The following is a 12989-nucleotide window of genomic DNA, read 5'->3' on the forward strand; positions in this document are numbered from 1 at the left end:
TGATGAAAAACAAGAATAATGTCACTTATTTTAACTATAGGCCATTGGCCTTGTTTTTAAGATCATTTAATAGCTGCATTGCCTGTAAAGGAGTCATATTCATGACATCAGCATTTTTCACCTTGCGCAAAATTTGGCGCACAATCGGATTAGCCTCTACTGTCTCTGCATGTGGCTTGGAGGCGGCAAGCTCCTGCTCTCCGAAAATGGACAGCTGTACTACTTCGGTTACTCCTTGCTCCAACATGCTGGAAGTTTCCACCGTCTGCAGAGTATCTTCTTTTACCAGGGTGGCCTGCTGTGATAAAGACTGAGCTGATGATGCATTTTCTCCGCTTTCTCGCAATGTTTGGCCTGAATTAAATTCGGTCAAAGAAGAAATATCCTCTGTCCCTGAAACTGTACGAAGATCAGTTCCTTCCTTCCCTCCTACTACTGTCTCGGTACCTGCCGTTACTTGAGCCGCTGCCTGTTCAAAACCATTCAGCAGTCCATTCGCTCGCTCAATAATGTTATTGGGCAAGCCTGCAAGCCTAGCACAATAAATACCATAGCTACTGCTAGCCGCTCCCGGTATGAGCTTGCGCAAGAAATTCACCTTGTCGCCGCTTTCCTGCACGGCCATAGAGTAATTTCGCAGTGAAGACAGGCCTTGCTCCAAATGCGCCAGCTCATGAAAATGCGTGGATACCAGCGCCTTACAGCCGATCGTGTCATGGACAAATTCGATGACTGCCTGTGCAATTGCCATTCCTTCACTGGTGGACGTACCTCGGCCCAGTTCATCAATAATGATCAAGCTTCGCGGAGTTGCCTTGTCCGTCATTACTTGGATATCTGCCATTTCGACCATAAACGTACTCTGCCCGCCGATGAGATCATCCGCCGCGCCGATCCGTGTGAAAATGCGATCCAGCATTGGCACCTTGGCACGTGCAGCAGGGACAAAGCAGCCAATTTGAGCCATAATCGCAATAAGTGCAACCTGACGCATATACGTACTTTTCCCAGCCATGTTCGGCCCAGTGATAAGTAGAATATGTGCATCGGCTTCCTCCAACACCGTGCTGTTTGCGATAAAACCGCCATCTTTCATTACGGCTTCCACCACGGGATGGCGACCCTGCTCCACTACGAAATCATATCCTGTAGTCAGCTCAGGTTTCACGAATCCCCGTTCCGAGCTAACCGAAGCCAGCGACTGATACACGTCAATTTCAGCCACTTGCTCTGCCAGCTTTTGCAAACGTGGAATTTCAGCGTTCAGTTTACTGCGAAGCTCGGAGAAAAGCGTGTACTCCAGATCAACCATTTTATCCTCGGCTTCCAGAATTAGAGATTCCTTTTCCTTCAACTCCGGTGTAATATACCGTTCCGCATTCGCCAACGTCTGTTTGCGTTCATATCGACCTTCCGGTAATGAAGCCAAATTGGATTTGGTCACTTCGATATAATAACCAAATACTTTGTTGTATCCAATTTTAAGTGACCGAATGCCGGTTGCTGCGCGTTCCTTGGCCTCTAGCTCAGCGATCCAACGCTTACCGTTCACACTCGCCTCGCGCAGTTCGTCCAGACGCTGATGGTAGCCTTCCTTAATAAGACCTCCATCCCTTACGGAAATCGGCGGTTCATCCGCCACCGCTTCCTCAATTAACGTGCACAGGTCTGTACAGCTATCCAACGTTTGTGCAATTCGTCTCAGCGTCTTCGAAGGAGATTCAGCGCACAGCTCGCGTAAAGACGGAATTCGGGCCAGCGACAGCTTGAGGGCGATCAGATCACGTGCATTAGCACTACCAAAGGCGATCCGTCCAACCAGACGCTCCAGATCATAAATCTCTTTAAGCTGAGCACGTACATCCTCTCGGAAAATAAACTGGTGGTATAGCTTGTCCACCGCCTCCAAGCGCTCCTCAATAAGATTGCTGCTCAACAGCGGCTTGTCAATCCAACGACGCAACAGACGCGCTCCCATGGAAGTCTCTGTGCGATCCAACAGCCACAGCAGCGAGCCTTTCTTGGCGCGTTCACGTACCGTCTCCACCAGTTCCAGATTCCGGCGGGTAAATGGATCCAGAATCATAAAATGGTTTGGCTCATATACCGAAATTTGGGTCAATTGGCCTAACGATCTTCTTTGCGTTTCATTCAAATAGGAAATTAGACGTGACACGCACCGTCTGCGTTCCTCCGTAAGCCTTGCCCACGTGGGTTCCCCAAATTGATCCCGAACCAGATCATCCTTGAATTTGTCCCAAGCCGTATACACAACGCGCCGTCCAACGGGGGACATACGGGATGTCACAAAATCGAGCAGATGACCATCCCCCAACATTTCGGACGGTTCATAAATGTTAATTTCATCTAGTAGCCATTCTTTCGAATCAGGCACAGAGGTCACATACAATTCACCTGTTGACAAGTCGCATGCCGCCAGCGCCAGCATCCCGTCCGTCTCTGTGACACATACCATGTAGTTGTTGGATTTGTCACCCAGCACCTTGCCTTCCATTACCGTACCCGGGGTCACAACGCGGACAATATCCCGCCGCACCATCCCCTTCGTAGCTGAGGCTTCCTCCATTTGCTCACATATGGCCACTTTATAACCCTTCTCAATGAGGCGCTGTATGTAATTTTCCGCTGAATGATAAGGTACGCCGCACATCGGAATTTTCTCCGTGGCACCACCCTCACGACCCGTAAGTGTAATTTCCAGCTCCTTGGATGCAAGAATTGCATCATCGAAAAACATCTCGTAAAAATCTCCCAGGCGGAAAAACAAAAATGCATCTTTGGCCTGCTCTTTTATGGATAAATATTGCTCTATCATCGGTGTATATTTGGACATACCGTTTACTAACCCCCACACTTTGTTCCGTTTAAACTTATAATTATCTCTCATTATATCAAAAATGACAGTCGATAACATGAAACCATTCCTGGTGTCGACACTTGGTTTTACATAAGCTTCCAATACGGGCGCAAATCCCGTGATTCATCCCACTGTTTCCCCTTGCGGAGGCTGTCCAGCAATGGCGCTACATAAGCTTCATATTGCGAGTATATTTCCAGTGAAACCATGTCCAAAATAAGAGGTTCCATATACTCCTTAAGGACAAGTTGATTTCCTTCATAAAAGGCTCTGTGAGCCTCCTCCTCACCTAGCGGCCTACGTTGCAAACGCGGGTATTGAGAGGCAATGAGAAACGCCATGCCAATCACACCTTTCGCCAGCTGTGGTGAGATAAGAAAACTGGGCAGTGTACGATATTCAAAGCCTCCATACGACTGACGGCGAAAATCACCTAAATTGCCATAATGCGGTCTGCGCCGAGCCGCACGCTTGTCTTCCAGTAGCGCCAAAGGCAGTGCCAAATAGTTATCCAGTGCCCGGAGCAAGGCACCATTTAGCGAAACCCCGCTGAAATGAAGATGTCCGCCTAGCGGAAAACCCGGTTGCGGCATCCCCCCTGCCTGCCAGATGAGTGTGCGGTCGGCAATGCGCCGAGCTGCTGTTGCAAAAGCTTGACGTAGGTGCTTCAGCAGACGGGCCGGATCTCCACTCGGCGCAGGACGAAGCTCAGCGACTGGATACAGTGTTCGTCCTCGACGAGTAACAGCATCGCAGCCGGCTATGCCGAGACGACCCAAATATCTTGAGGCCGGAACGACCCGTCCCTCGGGCATACGAACCAGCACAAATTCAGGGTCCATTCCGATAAGCAGTCGATCTCTTCCTCGTTGCGCTGAAAGATTCTCATCCTCAACATCCCCTTCGCGCGCAGCAATTTCATATAACGTGGCCAAACGTCTATCGTTCAGCCATGGCTGTGCCGAGATTTCGCGCACCTGACAGCTGCGCTCCCCCAGCGGCGTCAGTACTACCTCACCACTGTCCAAACCCAGTGTGTACAACGCTCGTACAGCCAGCCGCTCCATCCGGACATAGAGCGGTGAATGTTGATCCAGTTCAGACAGATCGTATGCGCGGACTTTGGAAGGGCCTTCGATGGCACGTCTACGAATTTCCAACACTCGCAGTTGATGGATTTGCACCGCGTAGCCTATCGCAAAATCTGCTATACTGCTATCCATCCACTGCACCGCTATGCCTGAACGCTCCAGTCTACGCTTTTTTTCATCATTTGGCATCTGTCTGAAGCGTATGAGCGCCTGTCCCGGCTGCTGCATCATATTCCCCCCTACGGACTACGTACGGATTTCAACTCACAACAACAAAAAGGAGGGCCTTTGCCCCCTGCGCAGAATCAGCCGGCGCAAAGAGTAAAGCGGCCCTCTTTTTGGTTACTTCTGTCAGAGCTCGTCGTCAATGAGGTCGGGGTCGAGCTCCTCATAGTCCCCCTCTTCCGCTCCAAAATCAAAGTCTTTGTCAAAATCATCGCTGCTACCATTCGGGAATACTTCTACAACAATCTTCGTTTCCGCCACCAGCTCCACCGCAAATTCCCGCTCGACCCGGATCATTACGCTGCCACCTCCAGAAGACACACTGGCCTCGACGCAACTCGGCTCCTGTGTAGCTTCGGCGGATACTTCCACTGTAGACGCCCGGTGCTTCGGATCAAGATACGAGAGCGGCACATTTTCCACGTACGACACCGTTTCCTTGGCCACATCGGTCTGCGAGTTTTTATCGTATGAGTACCAAATATTGATATCATACGTCCCGACGACCTCAATGCCGTCCCCCGCCGCCACAGCTTCATACTGGTGGTTAATAATCCATGCCCCTAAAATGCTCGTCGGATTATTCGGCGGAGTTACGGTATGGGTTACGGTAGAGAATCTGCGACCTTTACCACAGATCGCTTTGGTAATAATCTCTCTACGATTTTTATGACTTAATGCCATTCTTGAACCTCCTCCATACAATCAATCATTCCATACATATGTATGCAGGTTGTGGGCGAATGTTGAGTGAATAGGCGAAAAGGAAAAAATATTATTTGTATAAGCATATGCCGCGATGGCTTGAACTCATGCACGCCAATGTGTTACATGCTGATCAACGATTTGTAAAAATTCACTAAGAGCCGGGGATTTCCACTTTTTCGTGTGATAGGCGACCTGAGTAGCCACCTGCTGTTCACTGTCATCCCAGGCTAAACGCGCCATTTTACCTTCTCGCAGCTCATTTTGTACCGTAACCAGCGGAAGCAGCGCAATACCCAATCCAGCCATGACACACTGCTTGATGGCTTCAATACTCCAAAATTCCAGGCTAGGGTCTGAAAAAATACCGTGTTTATTCAAATACTGCTCAAAAAGGATACGGTACGTACATCCTGCCTCCGTATGCAAAATGGTTTCGTCCTTCAAGTCAGCAGGATCTACCCGGGTATAGGTAACCAGCGAATGCTTAAGTGGAGCAACCAAGGCCATCGGCTCATGAATAAGCGTGGTGACATTCAGTTCTCTATCCTCCGTCTCAGGCTGAAGCAAAAAAGCCAAATCCAGCTCACCGGAGCGGATCAAATCGCGCAATTCCCAGCATTCGCCGGGTTTAAGGACAATTTTAACCTTCGGATACCGTTCCCTGTACTCACGGATCAGACTCGGTAGACGAAATGCGGCCAGAGACTCTGGTGCTCCTATCTTCAGCGTGCCCGCCAATTCCGTTTCTGAACGAAGTGCATCCTTAGCCATAGCATGCATCTTGGAAATCTCCTGCGCATAGGGCAGCAGACGTCGTCCGGCATCCGTCAGCATGATTTTCTTGCCAATGCGATCAAAAAGCGGCGTACCCAACTCTGCCTCCAGCGTTTGAATTTGAGCAGTGATACTCGACTGTGCATAATCCAGTATACGCGCTGCTCGCGTAAAACTGCCTGCCTCAACTACATTTAAAAAGGTAAACAAATGCCGCGATTCCATAATCCGCTCCTTCAATCGGTTTTTCCGATGCAAGCAATCGTTATATTCCGTTTTTCCGATAGATTGATTATCTGATAAGCTGGAGAAAATAACAAGAGAAAGAAGGCTTTTCTGCATGACAAATGAAAGTAAACTTCAATCCACCATTGGTCTTCCACAGGCCATTGCACTCTATATCGGAGCTGTACTGGGTTCGGGGATATTGATTGTGCCTGGACTTGCCGCCCAAATGGCGGGACCTGCATCGCTGCTGGCATGGGGCTTTATGACCTTGCTCATCCTGCCAATGGCGCTTTCCATGGGTCTTCTATCCGCCAAATTTCCGAATGCGGGAGGGGTATCGCATTTTGTCACGTTGGCCTTTTCACCACGTGCTGGTGCTTATATCGGGTGGTTTTTTCTCATGTCGGTTCCGATTGGGGCACCTGTTGCCGCACTCACCGGAGCCGGCTATATGACCGCAGCCATGGGCTGGGGAGAGGAAAGCCGTATGATGTTAGCCGCTGCTATGCTGGCGGTGGGCCTGATCATCAACTGGATCGGCATGAAGGTCGCGGGACGTATTCAGATCGCTGTCGTCATAGCTATCGTTGCCGTCCTTATATTCGCCATTGCCGCAGCACTTCCTCAAATGGAAACAGTCCACTTTACCCCGTTTGTTCCACATGGCTGGCTCTCCGTCGGTCAAGCGGCCGCGATTCTGTTTTGGTGTTTTATCGGTTGGGAGGCTGTGTCCCATATGTCAGAGGAATTCACTAATCCCCAGAGAGCAGCCGTTAAAGGCGTGACCATTGCAGCCGTCATTGTTGGTTTGCTTTATTTCTTAACTGCGCTGGCTACTGTGGGCACACAAAGTTACCTTGCAGGGGATTCTGATGCTTCGCTCGTATGGGTGATCAGTCGGGCTATCGGGCCATGGGGCGCAATAATTGCCGGCTTGACGGGTATCTTTATTTGTACCGCTACTATTATTGCTTATGTTGGTGCCGCTTCACGTGTCGCTTATGCTTTATCCCGGCAAGGACAGGCCTTTCGCTGGATGGGCATGTTATCCCAACGATTCCATACCCCTATCGGTGGCATTGCTTTTCTTAGCGTCTGCTTCGTGATCATTATGGTGTTGTACGGTAGTGGTACTGTTTCACTCACTAACCTGATCCAGTTCCCGAACGCCACCTTTATTCTGACCTATCTCGGAGGTTGTGCAGCAGGAATTAAGCTTCTGCGTGGTAGTCGCTGGGGGGTTTCCATTAGTTGGATATCGTTCATCTCTACGGCGATCGTTTTCCCCTTTGTCGGATGGGCTATGCTGTACCCTTGCCTGATCACCGCTGTCTTATGGATCACAGACCGAATTCGGCACAAACGGACTTTCAGTCATCCGGCTTCTACCATCACTGAACAAGAAAAGGCTACTGTCCGTCATGGATAGTAGCCGCTCAAGGCCTTTACTCTAATTTTTCACTGGAGTAGGGGCCTTGTCCTTTTTCGCAATTTTCAAATACTGATGAAGCTCATGTGTAAGCTGCAATAATGCCGAACGAATCTCAAATTCCTCCCGGGTTGCGGGAAGCTCCATTGCTTTAAATTCTTCACGAACCTGCTCCAGCAGCTTCTCAGTCTGTCCCGTATAATGTCCAGCCAAAACGTCATTGCTAAGCTGGTCGAACAGCTCGGCCAGAAGCTTGGCCTGCGGCATATGCTGATACATTTGTGCGATCAACTGCATCATGTTTTGGATCGAATCCAGCTGTTCTTTTCGCATATAAAAATACACATTCCAGCCCTCTTGGGGACGAAGCATCTGATTTTCCAAGGAACGCCCCGCCTCAGTGACCCCCTTGGCTATCACGCTGTTCGCTTCAATAACTTCCTTGCCATCCCATATGTATGCTGGACTACGCAGCGTATTGGCCATATTTCTGAATATAACAGAAAATGTCCGATCCACTTCCTGCCGAATCTGTTGCATTGTATTATCAGAACCCGGCATATAGGCTAAATTGACAATCATCGCGGAACCCAGTCCAATCACTAGCAGAGCTAGCTGGGTCAGCAGTACCTCCATATCAATCACGCCGCCGCTGAATACGCGAAAAACCACGACCGAGCCGGTGACGATCCCTTCTTTAAAACCCACCCGTACAATGACTGGAAACGCCGTTAAAATATATAATGCTAGTACCCAATCATGAAATCCGAATACCACAAACAAAACACAAGCAAAAAGAAGCCCCACGACGGATGCAAAAAATCTCGCCGAAATGGTACGGAGACTTCTCTTGCGTGTGACATCCACCCCCAAAATCGCTAAAAGCCCTGCTGAGGTGGCTCCATGAATGCCAAAACCCTCCGCAATAAGTACGGCCATTAATGCGGCAATAGCCGTTTTAATCGTACGAAAGCCCATGAAAAAGTTCTGTCCTCTCTAGATGAAATCTGTTTTCACATTTTCATAAATATTAAGTATTTCATTTTCATGGTACTTTATTTTCATGTTTTACACAAATGTTCAGAAATTTTATTGTTACCGATGAGGACGACCGGAAAGCAGACGATGCTCCACATACACGACCGCCTGATACATCAGTGTAGCTACGACAGCAATGATCAACAAGCTGGACATAACCAGCGTGAAATTGAACACCTGAAAACCATAGATAATCAAATAGCCTAAGCCGTTTTTGGCCACCAGAAATTCACCAACTATCACGCCAACCCATGCCATACCGACATTCACTTTCAGCGTAGAGACGATTGCAGGAAAGGATGCAGGTAAAATCACCTTTTGAAACGTATCCCGGCGTGATCCGCCAAACGTGCGAACCACTTTGATCAGATTCGAATCGACTTCTTGAAAGCTGTTGTATACGACTAGTGTCGTAATAATGACCGTAATGGAGAGGGTTGTCATTAGGATAGCAGTAAATCCCGCCCCAAACATGACGATAAAAATTGGACCTAGCGCCACCTTAGGCATACTGTTGAACACGACCATATAGGGATCAAGCACCCTCGACAAAAACGGTGACCACCAAATAAGTACAGCGAGCAACGTACCTAACAGTGTACCGAGTAAAAACCCCGCCATCGTCTCTCCCACGGTGACACCTACATGTCCCCATAATTCACCACTGACCGCATCCTTACCGATCTGGGTGAAAATTTTGCTCGGATAGCTGAACAACAGCACATCAATCCACTTCAAACGGCCTGCAATTTCCCATAAGACAAACAAAAGCAGTAAAATAGCTGTCTGTACACCTGTCACTAACCATCGTTGCGAACGCCTACTACGTAAATACGCCTGATGTAGTCCTTGAATCCAACGTTGCTCAAGCTGATCCGCTTCGTCCTTCATACGTTAACTCACTCCTTTGCTCCCGAAGCCTCCAGTTCACCCCATATTTCATGAAAAAGCTCATTAAAACCCGGCTGCTCGCGTGCATAAAAAGGCTGAGCTTTTCGGATGCAATCCGGAATCTCGAAGGTACGTCGGACATGACCAGGATTTCGACCCATCACTATAATCCGGTCACTGACCGCAATGGCCTCGGCCAAATCATGTGTGACTAAAATAGCCGTCTTTCTCCGCTCGCGCAAGGTTTCCGCAATCAGATCTTCCAGCTGTAGCTTGGTTTGATAATCTAGCGCGGAGAACGGCTCATCCAGCAGCAGCAGTCCCGGATTGGTCGCCAGCGTCCGTACCAGCGCCACGCGCTGGCGCATTCCCCCAGACAACTGGGACGGATGCAGATGCTCCTTCCCTCCCAGACCCATGCCTTCCAGCAACAGCCGTGTCCGCTCACGCGCAGCTTCATCCACTCTGTTGCCTAGTTCCAGACCCAACAATGCGTTATCCATTATCGTCCGCCATGGGAACAGATAATCCTGCTGCAGCATGTAACCGACCTCTGGACTCGGACCACTTACCGGCTGACCTTGCAACATGACTTGGCCTGCCGCTGGACGCAGCAGCCCCGCGATCATGGACAGGATTGTCGTTTTGCCGCAGCCGCTTGGACCAACCAAACTGACAAACTCCCCTGTCTCTACGGAAAAATCAATGTTCTCAACCGCCAGCGAAGCTTCACGATCCGTTACATAGACATGCGTCACTTGCTCCAGTCTCACCATCGGGATGGTCGCGTCTGAAGTTAGGCCACTCCGTTCCTCCATCATGACGAACCTCCAGCACCGACACCTGCATCCGTAGATTCAGTTGTGTTCTTTTTCACAGGCGGTTCAGTATTCCTGGAAGAGTTTGACGAAATCGCTTGTTGTGCAAAGCTTGGGTTCACTAGCTTATCTAGTACAACCGGACTTTTAAGCTCCCCTGCCGAGGTCATGACATCCTGTAAGTTCTTCCATTCCTTTTCCTCAATCATCGGGTTCAAAGCATAGGTACTCTGTTCCTTATATCGTTTGATACTACTTGTCAAAACAGCTAAATCTGTATCTTTAAAATAGGGCGTGATTGCTTCAGCAATCTGTTCAGGTGAATGCGTAGCAATCCACTGTTGTGCCCGATATACAGCATTTGTAAATTTCTGTGCAGCCTCGCTATTTGTGTTCAGGTAGCTTTGCTTAGCCATATATACCGTATACGGCAACTCGCCGCTCTCCACACCGATAGAGGCAACTACCCGTCCACGGCCTTCCTTTTCAAAAATAGATGCCTGTGGCTCAAACAGCTGCACATAATCCCCTGTACCAGAGCCGAAAGCAGAGGCAACATTAGCAAAATCAATATTTTGAATCAGCTCCAGATCCTTATGAGGATCAATGCCGTGTTTGCGAAGCGTAAATTCAAGTGACATTTGCGGCATTCCGCCCTTGCGTTGCCCCAAAAAATTTTGTCCTTTCAGCTTTTCCCACTCAAAGCTATCCTTCGTTTGACGGGCAAACAAAAAGGTACCATCCTTCTGTGTCAGTTGAGCAAAATTAATGATGGGGTCCTCTGCTCCTTGCTGATACACATAAATAGATGTTTCCGCGCCGATCAGCGCGATATCCGCCTGATTGGACAACAACGCCGTCATCGCCTTGTCACCCCCGGGAATCGTTGCCAATTGGACATCCAGTCCCTCCTGAGCAAACATTCCCTGACTCAAGGCTACATACTGCGGCGCATAAAAGACCGTACGGGCTACCTCGCCTAGTCTGATCTCAATCGTCTGCTCCCCTCCTTTGGGAGTGCATCCACTGAGCAACAGTAATCCGAGTAGTGCCGCAGCCACCACTGCTTTGAAACGAGCGCCGTTTTTCATCCTTGTTCCCTCCCCACTTTTTTACATCGGTTGACTTCATATATTGTTATGCGACTGTCGATATATTGGTTAATCGCACAAAAAAAACCCGCGTTCGCCTAGGAACGCGGGTTAGATGCATATATGATTATTTTATAGTTTCTAAATCACAGCTTGTATATAGAGGTATACTTCTCTTCCAGATAGTCGGCGAGATAATCCGGGTTCAGCTCTTCACCTGTAATGGCTACAATCAACTCGGATGGCGTCCGACTCTTGCCGTAACGGTAAATACGTTCGGTCAGCCATTGCTTGATCGGCTCAAGTTCCCCAGCAGCAATTAATTCATCCAGATTGGGCAACTCTTTGCGTAATGTCGCCAAAATTTGCGCTGCATACATATTGCCAAGCGAGTAGGAAGCAAAATAACCAAAATCACCACCGGACCAGTGAACGTCTTGAAGTACGCCCAGTCCGTCATTCGGTGGTAGAAGCCCCAGGTATTCCTTATATTTCGCATTCCATACCTCGGGGAGACGCTTCACATCCAGCTTTTCATTAAACAGCATTTTTTCAATTTCATAACGGATAATGATATGTAAATTATATGTTAGCTCATCCGCTTCAATACGAATCAGTGAATTTTCTACACGGTTGACTGCCTGGTAGAATTGCTCTGCCGTAACCTTCGCCAAACGATCAGGAAAATGCTGTTGCAAATCATCGTAATACCGATCCCAAAAAGCACGACTGCGTCCGATTTTATTTTCCCACAAGCGCGACTGGGATTCATGAATCCCCATAGAGGTTCCTCCAGACAGTAGTGATCCTGCCAGCTCTGGAGCAATATTTTGTTCGTACAGTGCATGGCCTCCTTCATGCAACGAACTGAAAATAGCACTGGTTACATCATCTTGCAGATAATGAGTTGTTATACGCACATCACCTGGATTTAATCCTGTTGCGAAAGGATGTACACTCTCATCCAAACGACCTGCGTCAAAGTCATACCCCATCTGTCCTAAAATGAACAGGCTGAACTTCTCTTGCTGCTTCACATCAAACACACCATCTAAAAAGCTCTTATCCGGCTGGTTCGATGAAGCCTGAATTTTAGACAATAGGGGCACAAGGCGCTTTTTGAGACGATCAAACACAGCATCCAGCTTTTCAACCGTCATCCCCGGCTCATATTGATCCAAAAGCGTGTCATACTCTGTATCCTTAACACCCCAGTAGCCGATAAACTCACGCTTCATGTCTACGATTTTAGACAAGTACGGTTCAAATCCGGCAAAATCGCTATGTTCCTTTGCGTCCTCCCACTTGCTCTCTGCCTGTGCTGCAAGAATGCTATACTCCCGATATCGGTCTGCCGGAACCGAACGATTCAGTTCATAATTTTTACGGCATTCCTCCACCAATCTGCGATCATTGTCCTCCAGTTGCTTCAGCTTGTCTTCTGCGGCAAAAAATTGCAGCAATTGTCCCATTTCATCCGAGATCATCAGCTTGAACATTTCAGTGGACAGCATACCTAACGTCTCCGACCGAATGTCAACGCCCTTTCGCGGAGCACCAGTCCGTAAATCCCAGTGCAGCAGACCTACTGCTTCGCCATAACTACTAATTTTGTGTGCAAGCTCCTTTAAAGCCGTCAATTGATCCAACGTCTGTTGCGCCATATTTGAGGTCACCTCTTTAACTTAAAATGGTTAAAACTTTACAATACCTATACTTGATGATACTTATATTAAAAAGTATAATCAACACACAACATGTACGACCAGCTCCTAAGACCTGAAATAAACGTTGGGCTGTACATATCAAACTTTATAA

10 protein-coding genes are annotated in these 12989 nt (G+C 48.5%); 1 reads left to right on the forward strand and 9 read right to left on the reverse strand.

Annotation, left to right across the window (positions count from 1 at the left end):
* Positions 1 to 34: 34 nt before the first annotated feature.
* The 4 genes from mutS to KAI37_RS14700 all read right to left on the reverse strand — a co-directional run bounded on the left by mutS (position 35) and on the right by KAI37_RS14700 (position 5901).
* Entirely contained in the window at positions 35 to 2854 is a 2820-nt protein-coding gene (gene mutS / locus KAI37_RS14685) for a DNA mismatch repair protein MutS (protein WP_220029743.1), read from the reverse strand.
* 110 nt (positions 2855 to 2964) lie between these two features.
* Positions 2965 to 4200 carry a putative amidoligase domain-containing protein gene (locus tag KAI37_RS14690; protein WP_071641231.1) on the reverse strand — a complete coding sequence of 412 codons (1236 nt, stop codon included), beginning with the start codon at positions 4198 to 4200 and terminating at the stop codon, positions 2965 to 2967.
* Positions 4201 to 4320: 120 nt separating this feature from the next.
* On the reverse strand, positions 4321 to 4878 hold the full coding sequence (locus KAI37_RS14695; RefSeq protein WP_013310588.1) for an outer spore coat protein CotE: 558 nt from the start codon (positions 4876 to 4878) through the stop codon (positions 4321 to 4323).
* Between the two features lie 126 nt (positions 4879 to 5004).
* The gene (locus KAI37_RS14700) at positions 5005 to 5901 is read right to left on the reverse strand and encodes a LysR family transcriptional regulator (protein ID WP_076293099.1); all 897 of its coding nucleotides are present in this window, start codon (positions 5899 to 5901) and stop codon (positions 5005 to 5007) included.
* A 115-nt stretch (positions 5902 to 6016) separates the two neighbouring features.
* Between KAI37_RS14700 and KAI37_RS14705 the strand changes: the two genes are divergently transcribed.
* A complete protein-coding gene (locus KAI37_RS14705; protein WP_076293085.1) occupies positions 6017 to 7333 on the forward strand; it encodes an amino acid permease in 1317 nt (438 codons plus the stop codon).
* A 21-nt stretch (positions 7334 to 7354) separates the two neighbouring features.
* On the opposite strand, the gene KAI37_RS14710 is transcribed toward KAI37_RS14705, so the two are convergent.
* From KAI37_RS14710 to KAI37_RS14730, 5 genes are all read right to left on the reverse strand, one after another.
* The gene (locus KAI37_RS14710; RefSeq protein ID WP_023989050.1) at positions 7355 to 8311 is read right to left on the reverse strand and encodes an aromatic acid exporter family protein; all 957 of its coding nucleotides are present in this window, start codon (positions 8309 to 8311) and stop codon (positions 7355 to 7357) included.
* 117 nt (positions 8312 to 8428) lie between these two features.
* Positions 8429 to 9262, reverse strand: a complete 834-nt coding sequence (locus KAI37_RS14715) for an ABC transporter permease (protein ID WP_013310592.1) — start codon at positions 9260 to 9262, stop codon at positions 8429 to 8431.
* Positions 9263 to 9270: 8 nt separating this feature from the next.
* Positions 9271 to 10083: an ABC transporter ATP-binding protein gene (locus KAI37_RS14720; protein ID WP_104496943.1), complete on the reverse strand. Its 813-nt coding sequence runs from the start codon at positions 10081 to 10083 to the stop codon at positions 9271 to 9273.
* The gene (locus KAI37_RS14725; RefSeq protein ID WP_220029744.1) at positions 10080 to 11171 is read right to left on the reverse strand and encodes an ABC transporter substrate-binding protein; all 1092 of its coding nucleotides are present in this window, start codon (positions 11169 to 11171) and stop codon (positions 10080 to 10082) included. The genes KAI37_RS14720 and KAI37_RS14725 overlap by 4 nt, the downstream gene beginning before the upstream one ends.
* Before the next feature lie 146 nt (positions 11172 to 11317).
* Positions 11318 to 12835 carry a carboxypeptidase M32 gene (locus tag KAI37_RS14730; protein ID WP_220029745.1) on the reverse strand — a complete coding sequence of 506 codons (1518 nt, stop codon included), beginning with the start codon at positions 12833 to 12835 and terminating at the stop codon, positions 11318 to 11320.
* Positions 12836 to 12989 lie beyond the last annotated feature (154 nt).

It is taken from the genome of Paenibacillus sp. S25 (assembly GCF_019454085.1).
Classification (GTDB): Bacteria; Bacillota; Bacilli; order Paenibacillales; family Paenibacillaceae; genus Paenibacillus; species Paenibacillus polymyxa_B.

What these genes read in the sequence shown, in the direction of transcription:
- mutS (WP_220029743.1), bottom strand. Translation starts at nt 2,854, where the DNA reads ATGTCCAAATATACACCGATGATAGAGCAATATTTATCCATAAAAGAG.
- KAI37_RS14690 (WP_071641231.1), bottom strand. Translation starts at nt 4,200, where the DNA reads ATGATGCAGCAGCCGGGACAGGCGCTCATACGCTTCAGACAGATGCCA.
- KAI37_RS14695 (WP_013310588.1), bottom strand. Translation starts at nt 4,878, where the DNA reads ATGGCATTAAGTCATAAAAATCGTAGAGAGATTATTACCAAAGCGATC.
- KAI37_RS14700 (WP_076293099.1), bottom strand. Translation starts at nt 5,901, where the DNA reads ATGGAATCGCGGCATTTGTTTACCTTTTTAAATGTAGTTGAGGCAGGC.
- KAI37_RS14705 (WP_076293085.1), top strand. Translation starts at nt 6,017, where the DNA reads ATGACAAATGAAAGTAAACTTCAATCCACCATTGGTCTTCCACAGGCC.
- KAI37_RS14710 (WP_023989050.1), bottom strand. Translation starts at nt 8,311, where the DNA reads ATGGGCTTTCGTACGATTAAAACGGCTATTGCCGCATTAATGGCCGTA.
- KAI37_RS14715 (WP_013310592.1), bottom strand. Translation starts at nt 9,262, where the DNA reads ATGAAGGACGAAGCGGATCAGCTTGAGCAACGTTGGATTCAAGGACTA.
- KAI37_RS14720 (WP_104496943.1), bottom strand. Translation starts at nt 10,083, where the DNA reads ATGATGGAGGAACGGAGTGGCCTAACTTCAGACGCGACCATCCCGATG.
- KAI37_RS14725 (WP_220029744.1), bottom strand. Translation starts at nt 11,171, where the DNA reads ATGAAAAACGGCGCTCGTTTCAAAGCAGTGGTGGCTGCGGCACTACTC.
- KAI37_RS14730 (WP_220029745.1), bottom strand. Translation starts at nt 12,835, where the DNA reads ATGGCGCAACAGACGTTGGATCAATTGACGGCTTTAAAGGAGCTTGCA.